This is a genomic window from Allobosea sp. 01N443 (assembly GCF_056399325.1).
Map to the genome: position 1 here is coordinate 93,481 of NZ_JBFTRC010000004.1, position 22,677 is coordinate 116,157.

Here is a 22,677-nt window from a genome sequence, read left to right on the forward strand (position 1 = left end):
AAGAGCTGATCGGCTCAGGCCTCTCCCGGTGCCTTGGCGACAATCGCCAGCGCATGCACCCGGTCGGCCAGTTCCTGGRCCAACGCCGCGTTGACGAGGCGATGACGCTCCAGCCGGCTCTTGCCGGCAAAGGCGGAGGAAACGAGCTCGACGCGAAAATGCGTCTCGCCGCCCTCGCGCCAGCCACCATGGCCCTGGTGCTGATGCGATTCATCGATGACACGCAGATGCTCCGGCGCCAGTGCCGAATCGAGCTTGCTGGTGATGCGTTCCGCCATGCTGGTCATCTGTCGCCTCGTTCCGCTGGGCCGTCAGCAATCGCGGATTGCTTGTCCGGTCTCCGTCGCCGTTTCATAGTCGCCGCCTGGTGTCAGGTGAATGCGGCATTTCGCTGGAGGTTGGGATGAAGACGAGAACGGCGTTCGCTCTTGGGCTGTTGACGCTGCTCGGAGCCGCTCCCGCTCTGGCGCAGGAGGAGGGCAAGGTCGCCGACTACAAGCAGAGCGAGGCCGTGCTTGCCCGCTACAAATCCGTGCCGATCCCGCTGGCGACGCCGTCGCTGACACGCGGCACGCCCGGGCTGACCACGCAGGCCGAGCTCGACGCCTTCGTTGCCGATCTCGCCGCCAAGGCGCCGGCCCAGGTCGTGCTCGGCTCGCTTGGCACGTCGCAGCAGGGACGTGATCTGCCCTATCTGATCTTCTCCAAGGAAGGCGCCAAGGATGCGGCGGCGCTCAGGGCGTTGGGGCGGCCCATCGTCTGGTTCGTCGGCCAGCAGCACGGCAACGAGCCGGCCGGTGGTGAAGCGATGCTCGCACTCGCCAATGATCTGGCCACGACCGACCTCAAGGCCGTGCTCGACAAGCTGGTGGTGGTGATCGTGCCGCGCACCAACCCTGACGGGGCAGCGGCCGACAAGCGCACCGGTGCCAACGGCTTTGATCTCAACCGTGATCACCTGCTGCTGACCTTGCCGGAGACGAAGGCGCTGCATGCCAAGCTCGCCGAGCTGCCGCCCGACGTCATCGTCGACGTGCATGAGTTCTCAGTCGCCAATCGCTGGCTCGAGAAGTTCGGCGGGCTCAATGCCGCCGATGCTATGATCCTCTACGCGACCAATCCGGCCGTGCCACAGCAGACGACGAAGCTCGCGTCCGAGCTGGTCAAGCCTGCGATGGACAAGGCAATGGCCGAGAAGGGGCTCTCCTCCTTCTGGTATTTCACGACGGGCTACAACAAGGACGACAAGGTCGTCTCGATGGGCGGCAATGCGCCCGGCATCGCGCGCAACCTGTTCGGACTTTCGGGCGCGGTCTCCTTTCTGATCGAGACGCGCGGCGTCGGCCTCAAACTCGAGAACCTGGAGCGGCGCATCGCGACGCATTACGTCATTTCCCGGTCGGTTCTCGATACGGTCGCCGCCAATGACAAGGCGGTGCTGCAGGCGGTCGCGGCTGCGCGCGGCGAACTGGCGAAGAACGAAGGCGAGCTGGTCGTCGGCCACCGCATTGCCACCGTCAAGATGGCGATCCCGCTGGTCAATCCCGACACCGCTTCCGACATGCCGACGGAAGTCGATTTCCGCGACTCGCGCCAGGTGACGATCACCGGGCGCCGGGTGCGGCCGGAAGGCTATATCGTGCTGGCCTCGGGCCAGCCTGCGGTTGAAGCCCTGAAGCTGAAGGGCATCGCCGTCTGCGCATTGGGCGGGCCGGCTTCGCTCGATGTCGAGGCCTTCGTCGTCGAGCAGAAGGGGACGGTGAAGAAGGCCGATCGCGAGAACATCAATCCGGACCAGGCGGTGAAGGTCGAGCTCAGGCCGCGCCGGCTGGACGTTCCGGCGACCGCAGTCTTCGTGCCGATGACGCAATCGGGGGCGAATGTCATCGCCGCCTCATTCGAGCCGGATTCTCCGGGCTCTCATGTCGGCGTCGGCTTGGTCGAGGTCGCGGCGGATTCGGGCGAGGCTCCGATCTACCGCGTGCCGCGTGGGGCCAGGCCGATATTGGCTTCGGGCGGTGATCCCGCATGCAGCCGTTGAGACTGGCGCAGCGCGTCATTATCTAGGACGCATTGACGGCCACCCGGATTGCTGGGATTCTGACGCGATCGGGGCCGATCTCTGCAGCGTTTCGAATGTGTCCGCCGCAGGCGCCTGACAGCGCCTGTCGTGCAGAGCTTGTCCGTTTGGCTTTCCGCCCGCATAACCGAGAGACCATGAATTTCAATTYTCGCCTTTTCGACCGGATCAGGATCGGCCCTTCCGAGGCGGAAGAGGTGGTCGAGACTGTGGCTGTGCGCTGCGACCATTCCGGGTGCCAGCGCGCCGGTGAGTTCCGCGCGCCGAAGGGCAGGGGGCGGGAAGGCCAGTTCTTCCAGTTCTGCCTCGAACATGTGAAGGCCTATAACGCGACCTATAACTACTTCTCCGGCATGAATGACGAGGCGCTCGCCGCCTATCAGAAGCAGGAAGAGATCGGCCACCGGCCAACCTGGAAACTCGGCGTCAATTCCAAGGCGGCACGCATGTCGCAGCGCGGACGCGCGGCGGCTGCCGGCGATGCCGGGCCCGAGGTGCAGGACGGTTTCAACATCTTTGGCACGCGCAGGGAGCAGCAGGCTGCAAAGCCGGAGCCCCGCGTCGGCGCCGTGGCGCGCAAGGCGCTCGATGCGCTTGGGCTGGACGACACGGCCGATTCCGTCGCGATCAAGGCGCGCTACAAGGAACTGGTGAAGCGCTTCCACCCCGACGCCAATGGCGGCGACCGCTCGCGCGAAGGCACGCTGCAGGAGATCCTCAAGGCGTATCAGCAGCTGAAGACCACGGGGCTGGTCTGAGACGACCTATCGGGCCCTCCGGGATGATCATGTGACGTAACCTGCTGCGCTGCCGGTGCGCCGGCTCGCCCATCTACCCCCGGCGGGTTTGCCGATGGCGCGCCGAGTGCCCTATTTCTGCGTTTTCGCCGCGAGCCCGGCGACATCCGCGATGATCCCGTCCAAGGCGAAATCCTTCGGCGTATAGACCGCGGCCACGCCCATGTTGCGCAGGGCATTCTCGTCATCGGGCGGGATGATGCCGCCGACCACGACCGGGATCGYCATGCCGGCGACGCGCAGCCGGGCCGTGACATCGCGCACCAATGGCAGATGCGAACCGGAAAGGATCGAGAGGCCGATGATGTCGGCCTTGGTCTCCTGCGCCTGCGTGACGATCTCCTCAGGGGTCTGGCGAATGCCGCCATAGTTCACCGCCATGCCGGCATCGCGGGCGCGGACGGCGATCTGCTCGGCGCCGTTGGAGTGACCGTCGAGGCCAGGCTTGCCGACGAGGAAGCGCGGTGGGCGTCCGAGTTTTTCGGTCGCGCGCGCGACCGCGGCCTTGACGGTCGCAAGGCCGGGATCGTCGCCCCGCTTGCCGGTGTCGACGCCGGTCGGGGCGCGATACTCGCCAAAGATCTCGCGCAGGGCCTGGGCCCATTCGCCGGTAGTGACGCCGGCCTTGGCGCAGGCGATCGAGGCCGGCATGACGTTTCGGACTTCCTTGGCGGCTGCCGAGAGCTCCGCGAGCGCAGCCTGTGCTGCCTTGTCGTCGCGGGCCGAACGCCAGGCCTTGAGCCGGCCGATGGCTTCCATCTCGACGGAATCCGGCACGGTGACGACATTGCCCTCTCCGGCCGAGAGCGGTGAGGGCTCGCTGGTGGTGAACTTGTTGACGCCGACGACGATCTGCTCACCGCGCTCGATCGCCTCGATGCGGCGTGCGCCGTTCTCGACCAGCGCCTGTTTCATGTAGCCGGACTCGACTGCGGCCAGCGCGCCGCCCATGGCATCGATCTTCGCGAGTTCGTCGAGGGCTGCGGCCTTCAACTCCTCGACCTTGGCGTCGATTGCCGCCGAACCGTCGAAGATGTCGCCGAATTCGAGCAGGTCGGTCTCGTAGGCCAGGACCTGTTGCATGCGCAGGGACCATTGCTGGTCGAAGGGGCGGGGCAGCCCCAGGGCCTCGTTCCAGGCCGGAAGCTGAACGGCCCGCGCGCGTGCCTTCTTCGAGAGCGTCACTGCCAGCATCTCGATCAGGATGCGGTAGACATTGTTCTCGGCCTGCGGCTCGGTCAGGCCAAGAGAATTGACCTGCACGCCGTAGCGGAAGCGGCGCATCGCCTCCTCCTGCACGCCATAGCGCTTCAGCGTGATCTCGTCCCAGAGATCGACGAAAGCCCGCATCTTGCAGAGTTCGGTGATGAAGCGCATGCCGGCGTTGACGAAGAACGAAATGCGCCCGACGATTCCCGGAAATTCCGCTTCGCTGACCTCCGGCTGGGCCCGAATCGAGTCGAGCAGCGCGATCGCGGTCGCGAGCGCATAGGAGAGTTCCTGCACCGGCGAGGCGCCCGCTTCCTGCAAATGATAGGAGCAGACGTTCGTCGGGTTCCATTTCGGCAGCTCACGCGCCGTGAACACGACGATATCGGTGGTCAGCTGCATCGAGGGGCGCGGGGGGAACACATAGGTGCCGCGCGACAGGTATTCCTTGACGAGATCGTTCTGGGTCGTGCCTTGCAGCGTCGCGCGCGGCGCGCCCTGCTCATCGGCAACCGCGACGTAAAGCGAGAGCAGCCAGGCGGCGGTCGCGTTGATCGTCATCGAGGTGTTCATCTGCGCCAGCGGGATCTGGTCGAACAGAGCCCGCATGTCGCCGAGATGGCTGATCGGCACACCGACCTTGCCGACCTCGCCGCGCGACAGCACATGGTCGGGATCGTAGCCGGTCTGGGTCGGCAGATCGAAAGCGACGGACAGGCCGGTCTGTCCCTTGGCGAGATTGGTGCGATAGAGCTTGTTCGACTCGGCCGCGTCCGAATGGCCCGCATAGGTGCGGAAAATCCAGGGTTTCTCACGCTGCGCCGGCTTGTCGCCGATTGGGCCGATCGCGTTCATCGCCGCTCCCTTGCCGTTCCACCCTGGACCCAATGCAATCTCAATGTTGCACTGCGGCGAAGATAACGCCAGAGGGCCGCGCAAGTCGTCTCCGACCTTCGGATGAGTCGGCGCTACACGCTGCCGGGCGCATGCCTGGGCTGGCTGAACCGTGGTTTCCTGCCTGGTGCGTGGCTGGCTACCTCCAGGAGCTGGTTGGATTTCTGCGTGTCGAGGATCACCATGGTCGAGGTCTCCGCGACGCAGGGAATCGCCTGCAATGCAGCGCTGATGAAGGTGCGGAGCGCCTCGATATCCCTGACCCAGACGCGCAAGAGATAGTCGACATTGCCGGTGACCAGCAGGCATTCCGTAATCTCGGGCTGGCCCTGGATCGCGGTCATGAACTGGCTTGCCGCATCCGGGCTTTGCTTGGCCAGTTTCACGCTCACCATCACGCAGATGCCGAAACCGAGCGCAGTCGGACTGATCTGCGCCGAGTACCCCTCGATGACGCCGGCGTCTTCGAGCCGCTTGATCCGGCGGCTGCATGGCGTCGGCGAAAGGCCGACTCTCTCGGCGAGTTCGAGAGTTGAAATCCGACCGTTATCCTGAAGTGCGGCCAGGATCCTTCGGTCGATCCGGTCCAATTCGATCATGAGTGATTTTCACTCCGGAATTGCGGGTTAATGGCGATTATCCGCAAAGGAAACGCAGCAGGCCGGAACATCGCACGGATTCTCTCACTTCGCGACTGTTATAGTCGCTCAAAGGACATCGTGCCCGGCTGAAACGAAGGTGGTTCAAGCGTCATGGCGATATCGAATGCCCAGCTGCCGGCAGCACGTCCTGCGCTCTCGCAGTGGTTCAAATCCGGCAATAGCATCACCCAGCAGTTCATGGCGATCGGCGGGCGGGCCGATATCATCAGCCTTGCCGGCGGACTGCCAGCGGCCGAGCTCTACCCCGTGGATGCGATCGCTGCCGCAAGCGAGCGGGCGCTGAAACGCTGGGGCGCCGTCGCGCTCGAATACGGCTCGGTCGAGGGGTTGCCGGCGTTGCGCCAGGCCATCGCCGAGCGCGTCACGGCCAGCACGGGAAGGCGGTTCGGACCGGAGAATGTGCTGCTGACGACAGGGGCGATGCAGGGGCTCGACCTGATCGGCAAGGCGCTGATCGATCCGGGCGACCTGATCGTCAATCAATTCCCGACCTATCTCGGCGCGCTCGATGCCTGGCGACCGCGCCACCCGCGCTATGAGGGGCTGGACTGGAGCCTGCAACGGCCCGGCTTCGACCTGGCACTGCGCCAGGCCAAGTTCGTCTATACCGTRCCGAACTATTCCAACCCGACTGGGGTGCTCGTCAGCCAGGCCGAGCGTGCGGCCTTGCTCGACAAGGTTCTCGAGGCCGGCACCTGGCTGGTCGAGGACGATCCCTATCTGCCGCTGCAGCTCGATGGCGAGGCCGGGCCCAGCATTCTCGCCGCCCATGCCGCGCGCTATCCGGATGGGGCCTATGATGGCCCGGTGATCTATCTGGGAACGCTGTCCAAAAGCCTCGTGCCCGGCCTGCGCGTCGGCTGGATCGTGGCCGAAGCCGGGATGATCGCGACATTGGCGCTCGCCAAGCAGTCGACCGACATCAGCAGCAGCATGTTCACCCAGGCGGTTGCGCTCGAACTGCTCGAAAGCGGCTTTGAGGCCACCCATATTCCGCGCATCGTCGCAGCCTATCGCGAGCGGCGCGATGCTCTTTGTGCCGCCGCTTCGCGCCATCTCGGCGAATGGTTCGAGTGGGATATCCCGCCCGGCGGCATGTTCGTTTGGATGCGGGCGAAGTCCAACGAGATCGACACCAACGAACTCTACAGTTGCGCGCTCGAGGAAAAGGTCGCCTTCGTGCCGAGCAGCGTGTTCGATCCCGATGGGGCGCTCAACAGCGCGATGCGTGTCAACTTCACGCGCTCCTCGCCAGAGGTTCTTGCCGAGGGCGTGCGCCGGCTGGAGCGGGCTGTTCAGCGCTATCTTGGCAGGCGTTCGGGACGGGCGGCCTGAGCTCGCGCTCATTGAATGCCCGCCCGGACGGAGCAAAGCGACGATCCGGGTTCTCTGCCTTCAACCCCTCCTGCCTGGTCCAGCACCAAACCTTCCTCCGGTCGCCCGGGAGGGCGGGGCGTGAACCGAGTTTCTGAACCGCTACCAAAAAAGGCCATCACCATGCCGACCCGCCTCGACAATCCGCGCAATTCCCGCCTTCCCGATGGCCTGATCGACGCCTGGCGCGCGGTCCCGAGCTCGGTCATTGCCGACCAGCTCGGCGGTGTCGGCCATGCCGATCCGCGCATCCGGCCGATCCGGCCTTTTGCGCCGGGCACGCGGCTGACTGGCTCGGCCGTGACGGCCTGGTGCGAACCCGCCGATTACGGGCCGGTGCATCATGCGATCGCGATGGCCGGCCCCGGCGATGTCGTCGTGGTCGCGGCAGGCGGGCGGCGTGATGCGGCGATGATCGGCGATCTGCTCGGGGGCGCCGCGCGCCTCAAGGGCATTGCCGGCGTCGTCGTCGACGGGGCGGTGCGGGATGTCGGGCCGGTCTCGCAATGGCCCGACCTCATCATGTTCTCGCGCTGGGTGATGCCACGCGGCCCCTCCTCGATGGAACGGGGCATCGTCAACGGCCCGATCGTGTTCGGCGGTGTCGCGGTGCAGCCGAACGATCTCGTCATCGGCGATGATGACGGGCTCGTTTTCGTGCCGCATGCGCTGGCCGAGGCGAAGCTGGAGCCCTGCCTTGCACGCGTCCGCGCCGAGGTGGAATGGGAGAGGGTCCTGGCGGGCGGCAAGTCGACGGTCGAGGTCTTCAAGGTCCCCGCGATCGAGCCACTCTGAAGCCTGCCCGAAATGTGGGCCGCGGTTTTCGGGAACGCCGAAGCGCGCACAGAAGCCGAGATCATCGGGCCGGATACGATATCCGATCCGATGATCTAAGCTCCACGCCGCGGTGCCAACCCGCGCCGGGCCGCAGCCGGCCTTTCCCAGCAGGCAATTGTGAGGATCGCACTGCTGCTGGCCCTGATCTCTCAGGCAGTAGCCCTGGCGCTCGCCAGCGGGGCATTGGTCCCGCGGAGCGTGATCGCAAAGGCAGCCGCGAACAGGCACAAGGCTCCGGCGATGAAGAAGGCCGGGAGATAGCTCTCGTAGACAGTCCGGCTGAAGCCGGCGCCATAGGCGGCGAAGGCTGCGYCGAGCTGGTGCCCGGCGAAGATCCAGCCGAAGACCAGGTTGGTCTTGTCGCCGAAACGGTCCGCCGCGATCTTCACGGTCGGCGGTACGGTCGCGACCCAATCCAGGCCGTAGAACACGGCAAACAGCGACAGGCCGTAGAACGAGAAGTCGCTGAAGGGGAGGTAGAGCAGCGAGAGGCCGCGCAGCCCGTAATACCAGAACAGCAGCCAGCGGCTGTCATAGCGATCCGAGAGCCAGCCTGAGCCCACCGTGCCGGCGAAATCGAAGATGCCGATCACTGCGAGCACGCCGGCCGCCGTGACCGCCGCCATGCCATAATCCCCGCAGAGCGCGATGAAATGGGTTTGCACCAGGCCGTTGGTGCTCGCGCCACAGATGAAGAAGGTTCCGAACAGCACCCAGAAGGTCTGGGTGCGCACCGCTTCGCGGAGCGCAACGAGCGGAGAGGCCAGCATGGTCAGCAGGCTGATCGGAGCCACAGGCGCTGGCTCGATCCTGGTCTCGCCATAGGGGGCGAGACCAACATCGGCGGGCCGGTCGCGCATCAACAGGAGCACGGCCACGGCCGCGATCACGATCATGGCCAGCACGAAGACCATGGCGGAGCGCCAGCCGACGCGCTCGGTCAGTTCCGCGAGCAAGGGCAGGAAGACGAGTTGCCCCGTAGCGGTGCTTGCCGTCAAAAGTCCGACCACCAGGCCGCGCCGTTGCGCAAACCAGCGCGTCGCGACGGTGGCGCCGAGCACCATCGCTGTCATGCCGGTGCCGAGACCGAGGACGATGCCCCAGAGCAGCATCAGGTGCCAAAGCTGCGTCATCACGAAGGAGCCGAGCACGCTGGCGGCGATGAAGGTCAGGGCGACGCCGACGACGGGCCGCAGGCCGAAGCGGTTCATGAACGCGGCGGCGAACGGGCCCATCAGGCCGAACAGGGCGAGGCGGATCGCCAGAGCGGAGGAAATCTCCGAGGTTGCCCAGCCGAATTCCTTCTGAAGAGGTCCGATCAGCACGCCCGGCGCGCCGACCGCGCCGGCCGTCACCAGCATGGTGAGGAAGGTCACGGCGGCAACGACCCAGCCATAATGCACGCCGCGCCGGGCGAAGAGCGCTGCAAGCCCGGTCGGGGCCGCGGGAGCGAGAGCGTCAGTGGGCATGCGAGTCTCCTAGTTGCGGGTATATGCCCGCATTTGTGCGAGAGATCAAAGTGAATCGAGTGCCGCGCGAAGGTTCCGCATGGCCTCGGCGCCGAGCCGGTCATCCAGCGCCTTCTGCGCTGCATGCCAGAGCGGAGCGCCGTCTTCGAGGACCTTTCGGCCCGCATCGGAGAGCGAGACCGTGGCCTCGCGCTGGTCCTTGCCGCGGCCGAGCGCCACGAGTTTCATTTTCTCGAGCACGCGGACATTGCGGCCGATCGTCGAGCGGTCGAGTTCGGTCAACCGCCCGAGTTCGGTCAAGGTGACGGGGGCGGAGCGCGCGATCGTCCGCATCAGGCTGAACTGCGCGATATTGACCCCGACCGGCGCCATGGCCTCGTCGTAGAAGGCAGCCATGCGGCGAGAGGCCGAACGCAAGGTCGTGCAGATGCAAGGGCTGGACATGGGTGCGGGTATATGCCCGTAATCATGAATTTGCAAGGGGTGCTGGAATGGGCACGCGCTGCGGTGCTTCCTTCAGGTGCCCTCCGGGATGCTCACATCACAGGGGGAGCATCCCGTCTTGGACTAATGGGCGACAAGCGCGTGGATAGCCTGGGCGTGCCGGGTGACTGGTAGGAAAAACTAGTTTCGACCGCCCGGCAGCCGCGGCAGCGGCATGAACTCGACGCCTTCCTCATGCAGCAGGCGGGCATCGTCTGGCGTCGCTTCGCCATAGATGGCGCGGTCATCGGCTTCGCCGTGATGGATCTTGAGAGCTTCCTCGGCAAAGCGGGGACCGACATGTTCGGCGGTCTCGGTGACGTGCTTATGCAGAGCCGTCAGCATTTCGCGGAAGGCGATTTCCTTCTCGCCCATCAGAGCGACGGGGGCTGGTGCAGGCGTTGCCGGGGCAGGGAGAGCCTCCGAACCAGGCGCCTCGGCGCGCGGTCCGCGATCTGTCCGCGTCACGCTCGGCGACATGATGGCGCGCTCGACCTTGCTGCTGTTGCAGACCGGGCAGGAGACGAGGCCGCGGCGCGACTGCTCCTCGAAGCTGGTGGAGCTCGCGAACCAGCTTTCGAACTCATGGGCGCTGTCGCAAAGAAGGGAATAGCGGATCATCGTTGACTCATGAGGCGGCTGGTCGCCGTGATACACCCGGACCGTCGCCGCGCCACCTGGCGCGGACGCCCGGCAATTCTGTCATTCCTCATGATGCGGCCTCATGCCGCGAGCAGCGTGTCGAGTTCGCCGCGGGCATCGAGCGCATGCAGGTCGTCGGAGCCGCCGACATGACGGTTGCCGATGAAGATCTGCGGGACGGAGCTGCGGCCGCCGGCCCTCTCGCTCATGGCGCGGCGCAGCTCCGGCTTGCCGTCGACATCGATCTCTTCAAAGGCCGCGCCCTTCTTCTTCAGGAGCGACTTGGCGGCGGTGCAATAGGGGCACCAGCTGGTGGTGTAGAGCGTGATCTGCGGCATGACGGTTCCGGCGATACTGTTCTGACACATCATGTAGTGTGCCATCAGGCATCCGTCACCACCCGCGCGAAGGTGAGGACATCGACATGGCTGGCGCCGGCACGCAGCAGGGCCCGTGCGGCCGCATTGACGGTCGAGCCGGTGGTGAGGACATCGTCGATAAGCAGGATGCGGCGGCCCGCGATCGTGGCTCTCATCGCCGGCAGGACCTTGAAGGCGCCCTGCAGGTTCTCGATACGTTGGGGACGCGTCAGGCCGATCTGCTGTTTCGTCCGCTTGACGCGCGTCAGCGCCTCTGGAGCGAGGGCGACGCCGCTCTGGCGCGCGACGACCCTTGCAAGTGCCGCAGCCTGGTTGAAGCGGCGGCGCCAGAGGCGTGTGCGATGCAGCGGCACTGGAACGACACAATCGGCCTCGACGAGGATTTCGCGGCCAGCCTGCGTCATCATCCGGCCGAGCGTGATCGCGAGCTCGAGGCGGTCGCCATATTTCAGGCGATGAACCAGCTCGCGCGCCGTCCCGTCGAAACGGCAGACGGCACGGGCGCGGGCAAAGGCCGGCGGCTCGGCGATCGCCGCAGGCGAGACGATGCCATCGCCGAGATCGATGGCGAAGGGCGTGCCGAGGCACTCGCAATACGGGCGCTCGATGAAGCCAATTCCGCTCCAGCATGCCGGGCAAAGGCCCTGAGCCTCGGCGGTCGCTCCCTTGCAGGCAACGCAGGACGGTGGATAGACGAGGCTTATCGCACTGCGCATCCCAAGCCGGGAGGCGGTCCCGACAACGTTCAGCCAGCGAGAGCCGGTGCCGGCCAGGGAGAAGGATTTTCTATCGTCGGTTCCCCGCGCGACCATACCTGTGTCGATCCCGGCCCGGAATGAGTGGCTGCATTGCTTTCATCCCATGCCAGCATTTGCGGCCCTGCCAATTCCGCATGCAAGTCTTATCTCCTCTTGCGTCCAACGCATGGCAAGGCGAGGTGACTTGTCTTGCCATGCGGTTTTCAAGCGCTTCATGGCAAGGGCCGCGAGCCAAGAGGAACCATCCAATGAGCCAGTCCGGTGATCACGCTGCCTCCCTGTTCACTCCGTTCAGTCTCGGCGAGATCGAACTCAGGAACCGCATCGTCATGGCGCCGCTGACGCGCAACCGCGCGACGCGGGGCAGCGATGCCCCGAATGCCTTGAATGTCGAGTACTACCGCCAGCGCGCCAGCGCCGGGCTTATCGTCACCGAAGGCACGCAGATCTCGCAGCAGGGCCAGGGCTATGTCTGGACGCCTGGCATCTATAACGACCAGCAGATCGCCGGCTGGAGGCAGGTGACCGACGCGGTCCATGCGGCCGGTGGCAAGATCATCACGCAGCTCTGGCATGTGGGGCGCGTCAGCCATGTCTCGCTGCAGCCCGGCCAGCAGGCGCCGGTCGCGCCCTCCGCCATCCCGGCCAATACCAAGACCTATATCGAAAGCGGCTTTACAGCGGTCTCCGAGCCGCGCGAGCTCGCTGCCGACGAAATCCCAGGCATCATCGCCGATTATGTTCGGGCGGCGGAGAACGCCAGGGCGGCCGGCTTCGACGGCATCGAGCTTCATGGTGCGCATGGCTATCTGCTCGACCAGTTCCTGCGCGACGGATCCAACAGGCGCAGCGACGCCTATGGTGGTTCGTTGGAAAATCGCGTGCGGCTCGTTCTCGAGGTGATCGAGGCCGTCGCAACGGTATTTCCGAGAGGCCGCATCGGCATCCGCATCTCGCCGGTGAGCCCGGCCAATGATGCGCGCGACAGCGATCCGCAGGCGCTGTTCGGCTATCTGGTCGAGCGGCTCAACGAAACCGGTATCGCCTTCATCCATGTCGTCGAAGGCGCGACGCGCGAGGCCCGCGACTATCTGCCGTTCGATTATCTGGCGCTGCGCAAGGCCTTCAAGGGCGCCTATATCGCCAATAACGGCTTCACCCGCGAACTTGCGATCGAGACGCTGGCCGAGGACCGGGCCGATCTCATCGCCTTTGGCCGGCTGTTCATCGCCAATCCCGATCTGGTCGAGCGGCTGCAGCAGGATGCACCGCTGAACGCGCCGGATGTCGCGACCTTCTATGGCGGCGATGCCACGGGCTATACGGACTACCCTTCACTGGCGGAAAAGGCCGCCTGATCGGCCGCCGCGACGCATGGAACCATGAGGGCGGGCGAGCGCACCGTCCGCCTTCATTCGATTTATCCCAAGGCTTATGCACGAAAACAGTTGCAGCGGCGCGGAAGCCCGACTAAACACCGCCCGTGCCGCGCTGCTCCCTTCGTCTAGCGGTCTAGGACGTCGCCCTCTCACGGCGAAAACAGGGGTTCGAGTCCCCTAGGGAGCGCCACTCTAATCGTCTGAAAGCGCTGAGCTTTCTCATTCGGTTAGGCGCGGAAGCCGAAATTTCCCACACTTTCTTCCCACACTGAGCGCATGCCGGGACGTATCCGGCCGCATCCCCGGCGCTTGCGCCAGCCCCCTGCCTACGGTCGATTGCCGGCTAGTGCGCGGGCGCAGGCGCCCGGACCAAACGCGCCATTTTGCCGATTTTTGGGCAAGGTGCGGTCGCGTCGCGCCGGGGCAGGGGCGCGGGGGTGCACCCCGTCCCCGCTGCGGTGTTATAAGGTCATATGTTCCGCCCATCGCACGGCCACGGCCTGCTCCGGGAAAGCCCGTTCGTGGACAGGCCCCCGGAACTGCGCTGCGTCGCGGTGGCGCGCGTGACGGGCCAGCGCTGCAAGGCCATCCGGGTGCGCGGCCATAGCTGCTGCCGCATGCATGGCGGAGGGGCTGCCGCCGTCAGGCGCTATCGCGAGGAACTGCATGCCATCTGCACGCATCGGCGCCGGGGCAAGGTCAGAGCCGGCCGGCTGGAATGGCTCGTGCAACGCTTGGCCAGGACGGATCGTAACCGGCCGAGAGCCTACAGCGCGGGCCACGAGCGTGCCTGTGTGGCAGAGGCTGAGCGGCTGATACGGGAGGTATCACAGAGGGGCGCAATGGCAATGGCCCGCGCAGTCCATGCGGCGGCCGTGGCGGTACGCCCCTATCGTCCGGTTGATTGTCTCATAGCGTCTGCGCGGCTGGCGCTGGCCTGGGGCGAGACGTGCCGCGACATCGAGCGCGTGATGCTGGTGCAGCAATTTATCGCTGCATTAGAGGTCGACCGGTCCGAGCGCCAACGCCTCAAAGAGCTGCTGGTGACAGTTCTCGGCTGGCATTCAGTCGAATTTCGAAATGAGGACACGAAGCTTGCGGCTCTCTGACCGGGTAACCCCCAATTCCTGCGCGGCGCCCGCAACCGAGTTTTTGTAGCAGATGGCTCCACGTTGGAATGTCCACGCGATCAGCAAGATGCCCTGCACCAAGGATAAGCCGCTTGCGGATCGATTGAACGTGCGGCGCTAGCAAGTTGAGGCGCCACCGGTTAAGTCTTTCCCGTTGGGGGAATTCGAAAATGTTGCCGTCAGATGCTAGGACAATGCTGCGGCATATTGGCCGGCTCGCGCTGTTCCAAAGGCCGCTGAGCAAACTGGCTAGTCGTGCGTTCGCTCTACAGGGGCTTGCCATGACGCGCACCGCGGCGGGTTCGCTCAACAGCGCCAGCGTTTACAATATCGATCGTCTGGCCTGATTTCGACATGATCGACTGGCGGCGCGGCGGATGGTCAGGAAGTGTGAACCGTTGGGTTCGGCGGGAGGTGCGCGAGCAGCTTCACGAAAACCCAGTCGCACGACGCGTGCGCTACAGCTTTGCTCACCGCACGTTTCGCCGCTTTTTTGGTGCCGGAACGTTCATTCGTTTCGCCGGTCTCTATGTCATTGTGAACGTCATATTTGTGTTGGCTGAAGCAATCAGCGCTTGGCTTGTGCCTCACTGGTTGCCGACTTGGACCGCCTCGGGTCCACCACCGGCGACCGACATTAAAGTGCTGATGTTGAATGTCTCCAGCTATCTCCTCGGCGCACAGATCGGATTGCTTGGTGTTGTTTCACTTTCTCTTGCTCTCGTGACATTGATAGCGCAGCGAGAAGGATCTGCAACTGACGTCCAAGTATACTATCACGAATCTTTTTCATTCGAACTTGTTGCGAGTTGCGTTTCCCTTGCCGCGGTTCTATGTGCACAGTTGCTTTGGCCAATGCAGTTCTTTCTGCATCGAATAGGATTTGGTACCGATCTTCAGTTTTTCAAACTAGTTCTGATCAGTTTGCACACAGCTTGGTTGCTCGTAAATCTTAGTGCGGTCGCATATTTCATTGCGACAACTTTCCGTTTTGTCCAACAATCGGAGCGCGAGGATATTCGCGAGCGCTATACTGCCAATATTATCTTACCACTCGATCTCACCCAGCGCCTGCGCGAGCAGATTTACGGGGTGGCATCAAAGGAGCTCTTAGGCAGGGCAGACGGAGAGGATGAGGATCACGATGATCCAAGCGTGACTTTCGGCTTCGATTACGGTCATCCGCGCAATATTGAGGTCGAGACAATTTTCAAGCGGCCGGCAGCACTATACGATGTCCGAATGACTTGGGTGCGCTGGGCGCTGGCGAGGTGGTCGGCACGTTGCATAGCCGCAGCCTCTACGCAGCCCAACTTGCGCTCGCGAGGAGCCGGCCATCGGGAGCCGCGGATTTGGTTCACACTCCAAATCGACCAGCCCATCACGGGCAGGGTCGGGTGGTGCCAACGGCGGGGGGGCGTGCCACTGACCGCCATCGAGAGATTTGTGTTGCGGCACGCCTTCCGCTTCAGGAGCAGCCGTGATGCGGAATAAGCTCCCGAGGCCGGACGAGATACTGGAAGAGCTTGGCGACAAGACTGCGGCGCAGATTGAGCGTCTCGCGCCAGTCGCGTTTGATAGCGCCTATCGCGAGATGACGAGCTATCACCGCTTCCTTCTTGGCCTCGGAGCTTCGCGAACACCCGACGGAGCCGCATTCAACTTCGGGGAAGTTGCCGGAAATGCTTGGCATGCCCCGCACAAGGAATGGATCAGGCAGTATCGACGTTTGTTCGAGCGTGCCGCTGATCGGCTCGTGGACGATGGCCATTTCATCCGCGCTTTGGCTTACGCACCCAGTCGCCTGCTTCCTCGGTCTGGCGATCCCGAACTATCGCCCAACGTCGTGCGCGCAATTCTAGACCTTGGCCCGCTACTCGTCGGAAGGCTCGAAGCTTGGGTCACGAAGCGTACGACGGTGGAAACCCGAGAGGGGCAAACCGCCGAGCCGCGGCTCGCACTCGCAGGCTCGGATGCCAAGTCCTACATCAATGTGCTACCCGAAATCGTCGGTGCCTGGGAAAGTCTTCTTCACTACCCCGCATCCATGTACGGATGGCGCGATGAAGGCGACCAAAGTGACGCGGAGCGCTGGGACGCCTTCAGGGCAAGCTGGCCGTTCCTTTGGCAGCATCTGACTAACACCGCGTATTGTCTCGCTACCGCTGTGTGGAACGAGGACGAGCCCGGAGCCACGCTGTTCCGTGAAGCGCTAGTTCGATGGCCGGATGGGATGGATCACCGCCTGAACATTCGGAGCGAGCTTCGGCATCGCCGACTGCTTTTTCCAGACATCCTTAGCCTCACTTGGGCAGAGGCCAGCGCAAAGGCTGCGCCGCTCGGACATGATTATTTACCAGCGTTGAGGCCAGATGAAATCTTTTCGAACGTCATTCATGGTGCACACAACGATACAGTCCTGTTGACGGCAGCTCTGTTGCTATTTTGGACAATTAAGCAGAAGCAGGCCTCAGAGATTGGCGGGCGAACTGCGCGGGCGCTGCTCCACCGAGAATTGATCGATGCTGAGCATCGGCCCAACGTTCGAGAGTGGGTCGGCTTCCGATCGCTATTCCTCGATTTTCTGCGTTTCGAGATGGCGGGTGAGCCACATCTCGATGGCTCCTACGCGAACGACCTCGACGGCCTCGTTGCAACGCTCGACAATATGACCGAAAGGCGCGTGGTCCCGGGACGGGTCTTCACGCCCTCTACACTGCACGGCCATGGCGATCTCACATTGGCCAAGCTTTCGATTTTGCTGGCGCATGTTCCGGACAACGGTGATGATGGACTGGTTGACCGGATTTCCGCGTTAGCACGCGAAGAAGAGGTGCTTCCAGGTCGCGACGGGGCGCTTCGAAACATTCAACACGAACTCGACCAGCTCCGTACGACATTGGAGCAACCGCTGCCCCARCTCGCCCGAAGCGTTTCGCTGCTAACGCCAGACTGCAATGCAGAGCAGTCGAGATCGCGGCTTGGAAAGATCGTGGCCGAGGCCATTTCCGCCATTGAGTTAGAGCGCAAGCAGCGCTTAGCCGCCCGACCTGTCGACGCGTCAAAGCTCGAACAAATTCGTGCTGCAGTCGAGAGGGCGCTGCTGACCGCACAACCGGAGGCGCCGTTTTTTCGCGGCGTTGAAGTCGGCCCTGCCGACGTCGGCGAGGGCGCAGAGTGGCGTACAATGGCAATATCCGGGATCGGGAAAGCCCAGCTCACCGAGCCGCCGATGGAGCCCCCGGGCTCGGCATTTGTCGAAATGATTGTATCAAGCTGCCGTCAGATGGCCGGTAATTACGCTTGGAGGGCGTTTTGCCAACGACCTCGAACCCCGACTGCATTGGGCGTCAAAATCGACGAGCGGGCCTTCTGGCGCGAGATTGAACCGCTCGCTGCTGCAGTCGGCGCTGCCCCTGCTTTAGTCGTCTCCCGGAATGCCGAAGGACGGTTGTTAAGGCGCCTACTGTACAATCCGCGCATAGAGCGTCCCGAGCTATCCATTGAGCAGCGCGCGTCCGTTGGAGGGCACGGCTATATCGCTACGATCGAAGGGATAGACGTTTTTGTTGCTGATTTTACGCCGGGCGAAGCTTGGCTCTTCTCTGCCACCGCGCTTCGCGCTGTTCGGTATGCTCAAACCGGCGTGGCCAGCCGTCATGCCGAACTGACGTTTGACCTTGGCGAGGGAATGAAGGGCACTTTGAATGTGAAGGTTCGTCAATTACTTGAATGGGATGATAGTTCCATTTTTCAGCTGACGATATCTGACAGTATCGATGACGAAACTCAGCAACAATGATCGATCATCTCGATCTCGTGATGATTTAATTTAATTGCCTACTTTCAATTTTTGCTTTCCGCCTCGTTGACCGTTTGCGTGGGAGCATTTTTGCGCAGGCTCGAAACGCTCGGAGATGTGCGAAGACAACGTATGTAAGGGGTTGAAGCCTTCTAAAATTCGCGCGGTGGGGCCGTCTAGTGATTATGCGGCGCAGGGGCCTAAGCGCTGAGGAATGACACTTGGGTCGGCCAGCGGACCTAGCCTGCCTTGGCGATGGCAGGGCACGCATCTACCGCCGCGTTCCGCCCTTCGAAAGAAGAACTGCGTTCCGCCGGTCGCCGGAATAGGGAGCCGGCTGCTTGTCCATGCTTCTGAGACGGCTCTGCTAGGCGCGTGCGCGTGCGCGCGCATCGTGGTGATGGCGGTGAGGGTGGTGATGGGTCTCGCAACTCAGCTTCAGGATGGTGTCTTCGGTAAAGCGCCGCTGATCCTCTGACGAAGACAGGGTAAGCGCCGTGATGCAGCGGACGGCCCCGCGTAAGGCGCTGCTGCCGCGCGCATCGGTGCATCTCCGCTTCCTGCTCTGCCGCGGATGGTCGCGCGCGTGGGCTTTCCAAAACCTTCTGGGGATTTGGGGGAATGGCGTCGCGGGGCCTGCGCCATCGACCCAAAATCTATCCCCAAAAAATCCACCCCCCTATAGGGGGGTGTTTTTTCTGGGATTTGGGGCGGCATTAATTTGGAAATTTGCAGCATCCCCAAAAACATTCGTCAGCGGGAAAGTTTTTTGGAGATGGCCGGTTTTTGGGAGAGGAGGGGTGCACCAATACAGCTGCGCGCTGCGACCCGCCCTAGACCACATCCCCGACAGCCGCCGGCCGGGTCAGCTCATAGACCCCATGGCTGCGCATACCTTTATTCTGGCCGCGCTCGTTCAGTCGCGGCGCGCGCGCGACCACGAGCCTGACCCAATCGAGGTCCAGCAGCGTAGTGAACAGTGCCTCGGCCTGCTGCGGCTTCACCCCGAGATATTCGACGATGACGGTTTGCGGCCGTGCCCAGCCGTCGCGCTTCGCCTGCTTGGCCTCGCGCAGCTCAATACCTGCGACCTGCGCCGCTTCCAGCGCGGCATAGGCCGTATAGACATCATGGCGCGTCCCGAAGGCTGAAACCGGCGATGCGGGGAACAGGACCGCATATTCACGCTGCTTCGGCTTGCCGGGTTGGCGCGGGTCTTCCACATCCATGGATACCGACGAGCGCGCCAAAAAGACCGGGGCGGCTTGCCGGGCGTCGTTCTGCTTTTCGCAGCTCAGCCGCAGGATTGTGTCCTCCTTGAAGCGCCGCAGGTCCTCCGACGGAGCCGACGACAGCGCCGTGACGCAGCGGGCGGCTCCGAGCAACGCGTTACTGCCGCGTGCGTCCGATGCCGTGGCCTGCTTGCCTGCGGCCGCCTTGCGCGTGTGATGCACGATCTGCACGGCGCAATATCCGGCCTGCGCGATCTCGCTCAGCACGCGCGCCGCTGCTTGCATGTCGGACGCCGAATTCTCGTCCAGGCCGCTCATCGCAGACGCCAGCGTGTCGATGATGACGAGCGCTATCGGGTAATCGCCCCGCAACTCTGCCAGATCCGCCACGAATGCTGTTGCCGCGGGGGTAGGGGCCGGTGCGCCCCGGCCGTCCTTGGCCAGCAGTGTCAATGGCTCTGGCCACACGATGATGGGGTGCTTCCGGTCGGCATGCTTGAGCCCGAAATGTTTTTCCGCAGCCGTGAGCATCCCATGCGTTATGTTCCGGTTCGTCTCGTTCAGCACGAGCACGACCGCGCCAGACCAATCCATGATGGTCGAGCCGATCAGCTCCGGCCGCTCATGCGCGATCGCCAGCGCCGTCGAAATGGCGAGTGTGGTCTTGCCCCTGCCGGGGTCGGCCGACAGCATGCCCATCACCCCGCGCACATGCCAGTCTGTGATCGTCGGGGGCTCCTGCGGCAGCCTCATGGGGGCCGCCAGATCGATGATCCGACGCCGCTGTACCTTTGCGGGGGCCTGCCCCGCCTCGGTGCACGCTTCCCTCAGGGACTGCAAGGCCGCCTCGAACTGGACCAGCGCCGCCCGGCTTTCGCCGCGCTCGGCGTCAGCCAGCGCCATGTCCTCATCCGTGACGCCGAGCGCCCGCAGATGGCTGTAGTCTATTTCGGTCCTCGCCCAATTGAGGAATTCCGGCCAGCCCCCCGGCAGCCGGCCCCGCTCGGCCCATTTCTCATCGAACAGTTTTTTGTCCTTCTTCGGGTCGCCACCATACTTGTCGCACCAGCCGAGCGCGGCTTCGCGCACCTCGGCTTCCGGCCATTTGCGCATGGCGCCGATGAGCGTGCTCATGCAGCCAACCCACGGATCACGCATTTTCTCGTTCGGCAGTGCGGCCAGCACGGCGAGGAACACGGCCTCCCTGCCCTTCGGGATGGCGTGATGGTCGAAGTCTTCGGCCGGCAGCAACTTGAACCCGCTGCCAGAGGGGGAGGGTGCAGCCCCACTCCCGCCCTGGGCCTTGCCCTTGGCCGCGCCGCAGGCGGCGGCCACGGCTTCGAAGAGCTTGTAGAACTGGTCAAGGGTCAGCTCGGGTAGCTCATCGCATGCCGGCATCTCGGCAAGCGGGGTCTCGGTCGTCTGGTCGTAGCGTGTCCAGTAGCGCCACGCGCCGCAGGCATGCGGCCCTCCCGCGACGAACTGATGCCCGGCGCCGCCACGTTCAAGCGAGTATCCGCCTCGCTTCGTCGTCCACTTTGCGTAAGCTGGAACGCCGTCCGTGATCCGCACAGGCACAAGCCATGAATAGCTGCCCCGGCGGCGGACGAAGAACTGCATGCCAGGCGCCGCCATCCAGCTTTGCAGAGTGTGCAGCGCGTTGGAGCTGGCGCCGAATTCCGTGATGTCGCAATCGATCCATGCGACGGCCTTGCCGTCCGCAGGATCGTCCCGGCAGACGATGCCAAGGCCGTCGCCCTCGCGGTCGAAGCGGACGATGTCCTGTGCCGTCAGGCGGTATCGCCGCCAGCCGCCCGGCACTGCGTTGGGGTCGTTCGGATGGTTGGCCTTGTCGCTCAGGAACGCGCCCTTGCCGCTCTTAGGGTCGAAGGGCCACGTCTTGTCGTCGTCCGGGTCGTAGGCCGCCGGGTTGAAGCCGGGGTTGCGCTTGAGCCTCCCCACGGGTGTCAGGTCGTCGCCGTAGCCCTTGGCGTGGGCGTGCGCGAGCATGTTGGTGGTCTCCACCAGCGCGCGCTTGCCCCACGCGCGCGCCAGCTTCTGCTTGAAGGCGTCAGACATGGGCCGATGCCTCCGCTGCGGTGAAGGTGTATTCAGGCGATACTTGGCCGAGATGCACCCAGAACATCACCGCCCTGTCGTCGTCAGGGCGATACGCCTTCCAGTCGCGAAGCATCAGCTCCACTGCGATCAGGGTCATCAGGGTTGGCCCGAGCTGCCGGGGATCGGCCTGCACGAGCCCCCGCGCCGTCAGCGCGTGCAATTGCGCGGCGACATCCCACGGCGTGAATTCCACGATCACCAGGCGGGCTTGGAAATCCGGGGTAAGGATGTCGAATGGCGCCGGGCCGGGTGTTCCCGCGCGGCCCTCGCCCTCACGGGTCAGGACTGGCAGGACATGCCCTGCCGGGGGCGGATATCGCCGCCGGCAGGCGTCGGCGARGGCTTCGTACCGTGGGTCAGGGATATGAGGCATGGGCTTTCACTCCGGGGTTGGAGGAAAGCCGCTGGCCTTCGGGCGAGTTTGGACAGAGGGCGACAGGCTGGGCTAATATGCTCGGCAGTTCAGATGCCTATGCCTATCGGCCGCTGGTCCCGTCCCGAGGGGCCGGCGGCTTCTCTTTTTAGGCCAGTTCGAGCGCAGCGCGTGCGCGGGCGCGGCCCAAGGGTCCGCGGGCGGAACCGGGCGTGTAGGGCTTCGCCCCGTCCAGCAGGGCGGCCAGCGTTGCCGTGGCCACAAGCGGGCGCTCGCCCACAACAACAGCAGTCAGCACCCCCTTGCGCAGCAGGTCATAGACGCTGGCGCGGGAGCGGCAGAGAATATCGGCGGTCGCTGCGATGGAAAGGAATTCGGTTTCGCGCCACGTTTCTGCGATCATGTCAGCACACGGCCCTTGATCGGGGGAGGGGATGCACCCCATCGCCCGCACTGTCCCGTCTCTTTGCTGACAGCGACTTGGCCCGCGCTGTTCGGTCCGGGCAGGTCCGACTACGGGGCCTGCTGCCTCTCTGCCTGAGAGGCCCCGGCGCTTCTGGGTAGGCGCCGGGTGGCGTGCATCGGACGCCACGCCATCAAGGTAGTTGGCAACGATCGTGTCAGTCAACAGCCCGCAAACGGGCCGCTGCCGGCGTGGTCAATGGAGTGATGGCATTGCGCAGCATGTCTTCCGCCGCATCCACGATGTAGGCGGAATAATGCTTTTCGATCATGGAAACGGATGTGTCGTGCGCCGCCGCCACAAGGCGCACGGGCAAGCCCTTCGTGAGCGCGCTCACAATGCTGCTATGGCGCAGGGCATAGGGCTCGACGTATTCGACGCCAGCCCGCGCCAGTGCCTTTTTCCAACCGCGCAGCATTTCGGCAGCGGCGCTCCAGGGTGCACGCCGGGGTCGTTGAAAAACCTGCCTTCGCGTGATTCTCTTGATCCTGATCGGGATTGGGGGCCGGCATGCTGGGTCGCAAGGAACGGGACCAACTGGAGCTGTTCATTTCGGGCACGCTCCGCCAGCTTATTCCTGACGAACATATTC

21 protein-coding genes and 1 tRNA gene are annotated in these 22,677 nt (G+C 64.0%); 10 read left to right on the forward strand and 12 right to left on the reverse strand.

The genetic code is table 11. From position 1 onward, the window contains the following. Nucleotides 1-14 precede the first annotated feature (14 nt). The gene (locus AC1DRP_RS02660; RefSeq protein ID WP_476767728.1) at nt 15-287 is read right to left on the reverse strand and encodes a BolA family protein; all 273 of its coding nucleotides are present in this window, start codon (nt 285-287) and stop codon (nt 15-17) included. Between the two features lie 116 nt (nt 288-403). On the opposite strand from AC1DRP_RS02660, the gene AC1DRP_RS02665 reads away from it, so the two are divergent. Next, complete coding sequence (locus AC1DRP_RS02665; protein ID WP_441488060.1) at nt 404-2,041, forward strand: M14 family metallopeptidase; 1,638 nt, start codon at nt 404-406, stop codon at nt 2,039-2,041. Between the two features lie 176 nt (nt 2,042-2,217). Next, nucleotides 2,218-2,838, forward strand: coding sequence for a DnaJ domain-containing protein (locus AC1DRP_RS02670; RefSeq protein ID WP_476767729.1), 621 nt, complete (start codon nt 2,218-2,220; stop codon nt 2,836-2,838). 111 nt (nt 2,839-2,949) lie between these two features. Here AC1DRP_RS02670 and AC1DRP_RS02675 read toward each other — a convergent pair whose 3' ends face one another. Beyond that, nucleotides 2,950-4,941, reverse strand: coding sequence for a methylmalonyl-CoA mutase family protein (locus tag AC1DRP_RS02675; protein WP_476767730.1), 1,992 nt, complete (start codon nt 4,939-4,941; stop codon nt 2,950-2,952). Nucleotides 4,942-5,054: 113 nt separating this feature from the next. Further along, nucleotides 5,055-5,579 carry an Lrp/AsnC family transcriptional regulator gene (locus AC1DRP_RS02680; RefSeq protein ID WP_441504450.1) on the reverse strand — a complete coding sequence of 175 codons (525 nt, stop codon included), beginning with the start codon at nt 5,577-5,579 and terminating at the stop codon, nt 5,055-5,057. Between the two features lie 153 nt (nt 5,580-5,732). Between AC1DRP_RS02680 and AC1DRP_RS02685 the strand changes: the two genes are divergently transcribed. Next, nucleotides 5,733-6,977, forward strand: coding sequence for an aminotransferase-like domain-containing protein (locus AC1DRP_RS02685; RefSeq protein ID WP_441504451.1), 1,245 nt, complete (start codon nt 5,733-5,735; stop codon nt 6,975-6,977). A 162-nt stretch (nt 6,978-7,139) separates the two neighbouring features. Further along, nucleotides 7,140-7,811 carry an RraA family protein gene (locus AC1DRP_RS02690; protein WP_476767731.1) on the forward strand — a complete coding sequence of 224 codons (672 nt, stop codon included), beginning with the start codon at nt 7,140-7,142 and terminating at the stop codon, nt 7,809-7,811. A gap of 191 nt (nt 7,812-8,002) precedes the next feature. On the opposite strand, the gene AC1DRP_RS02695 is transcribed toward AC1DRP_RS02690, so the two are convergent. The 5 genes from AC1DRP_RS02695 to AC1DRP_RS02715 form a co-directional block, all read right to left on the reverse strand. Beyond that, nucleotides 8,003-9,322, reverse strand: coding sequence for an MFS transporter (locus AC1DRP_RS02695; RefSeq protein WP_476767732.1), 1,320 nt, complete (start codon nt 9,320-9,322; stop codon nt 8,003-8,005). Nucleotides 9,323-9,367: 45 nt separating this feature from the next. Further along, nucleotides 9,368-9,718, reverse strand: coding sequence for a MarR family winged helix-turn-helix transcriptional regulator (locus AC1DRP_RS02700; protein WP_441504454.1), 351 nt, complete (start codon nt 9,716-9,718; stop codon nt 9,368-9,370). Nucleotides 9,719-9,946: 228 nt separating this feature from the next. Then, nucleotides 9,947-10,426 carry a DUF1178 family protein gene (locus AC1DRP_RS02705; protein WP_441488067.1) on the reverse strand — a complete coding sequence of 160 codons (480 nt, stop codon included), beginning with the start codon at nt 10,424-10,426 and terminating at the stop codon, nt 9,947-9,949. Between the two features lie 101 nt (nt 10,427-10,527). Next, nucleotides 10,528-10,785 carry a glutaredoxin 3 gene (grxC, locus tag AC1DRP_RS02710; RefSeq protein ID WP_113512981.1) on the reverse strand — a complete coding sequence of 86 codons (258 nt, stop codon included), beginning with the start codon at nt 10,783-10,785 and terminating at the stop codon, nt 10,528-10,530. A gap of 44 nt (nt 10,786-10,829) precedes the next feature. After that, a complete protein-coding gene (locus AC1DRP_RS02715; protein WP_441504455.1) occupies nt 10,830-11,543 on the reverse strand; it encodes a ComF family protein in 714 nt (237 codons plus the stop codon). 290 nt (nt 11,544-11,833) lie between these two features. Here AC1DRP_RS02715 and AC1DRP_RS02720 point away from each other — a divergent pair, with 290 nt between their 5' ends. The 6 genes from AC1DRP_RS02720 to AC1DRP_RS02745 all read left to right on the forward strand — a co-directional run bounded on the left by AC1DRP_RS02720 (nt 11,834) and on the right by AC1DRP_RS02745 (nt 17,896). Next, nucleotides 11,834-12,943 carry an alkene reductase gene (locus tag AC1DRP_RS02720; protein WP_441504456.1) on the forward strand — a complete coding sequence of 370 codons (1,110 nt, stop codon included), beginning with the start codon at nt 11,834-11,836 and terminating at the stop codon, nt 12,941-12,943. A gap of 135 nt (nt 12,944-13,078) precedes the next feature. Continuing rightward, nucleotides 13,079-13,154 (forward strand) — tRNA-Glu (locus AC1DRP_RS02725). Between the two features lie 652 nt (nt 13,155-13,806). Beyond that, a complete protein-coding gene (locus tag AC1DRP_RS02730) occupies nt 13,807-14,073 on the forward strand; it encodes a hypothetical protein (RefSeq protein ID WP_476767733.1) in 267 nt (88 codons plus the stop codon). Between the two features lie 215 nt (nt 14,074-14,288). After that, on the forward strand, nt 14,289-14,441 hold the full coding sequence (locus tag AC1DRP_RS02735) for a hypothetical protein (RefSeq protein WP_476767734.1): 153 nt from the start codon (nt 14,289-14,291) through the stop codon (nt 14,439-14,441). A 7-nt stretch (nt 14,442-14,448) separates the two neighbouring features. Continuing rightward, entirely contained in the window at nt 14,449-15,588 is a 1,140-nt protein-coding gene (locus AC1DRP_RS02740; RefSeq protein ID WP_476767735.1) for a hypothetical protein, read from the forward strand. Further along, nucleotides 15,578-17,896, forward strand: a complete 2,319-nt coding sequence (locus tag AC1DRP_RS02745; RefSeq protein WP_476767736.1) for a hypothetical protein — start codon at nt 15,578-15,580, stop codon at nt 17,894-17,896. The genes AC1DRP_RS02740 and AC1DRP_RS02745 overlap by 11 nt, the downstream gene beginning before the upstream one ends. Nucleotides 17,897-18,729: 833 nt before the next feature. Here AC1DRP_RS02745 and AC1DRP_RS02750 read toward each other — a convergent pair. From AC1DRP_RS02750 to AC1DRP_RS02765, 4 genes are all read right to left on the reverse strand, one after another. Then, nucleotides 18,730-21,207, reverse strand: coding sequence for an AAA family ATPase (locus tag AC1DRP_RS02750; RefSeq protein WP_476767737.1), 2,478 nt, complete (start codon nt 21,205-21,207; stop codon nt 18,730-18,732). Then, nucleotides 21,200-21,622: a hypothetical protein gene (locus AC1DRP_RS02755; RefSeq protein WP_476767738.1), complete on the reverse strand. Its 423-nt coding sequence runs from the start codon at nt 21,620-21,622 to the stop codon at nt 21,200-21,202. Before AC1DRP_RS02755 ends, AC1DRP_RS02750 begins: the two co-directional genes overlap by 8 nt. 148 nt (nt 21,623-21,770) lie before the next feature. Further along, nucleotides 21,771-22,025, reverse strand: a complete 255-nt coding sequence (locus AC1DRP_RS02760) for a hypothetical protein (protein ID WP_476767739.1) — start codon at nt 22,023-22,025, stop codon at nt 21,771-21,773. Nucleotides 22,026-22,242: 217 nt separating this feature from the next. Continuing rightward, a complete protein-coding gene (locus AC1DRP_RS02765) occupies nt 22,243-22,503 on the reverse strand; it encodes a site-specific integrase (protein WP_476767740.1) in 261 nt (86 codons plus the stop codon). Between the last annotated feature and the right edge of the window lie 174 nt (nt 22,504-22,677).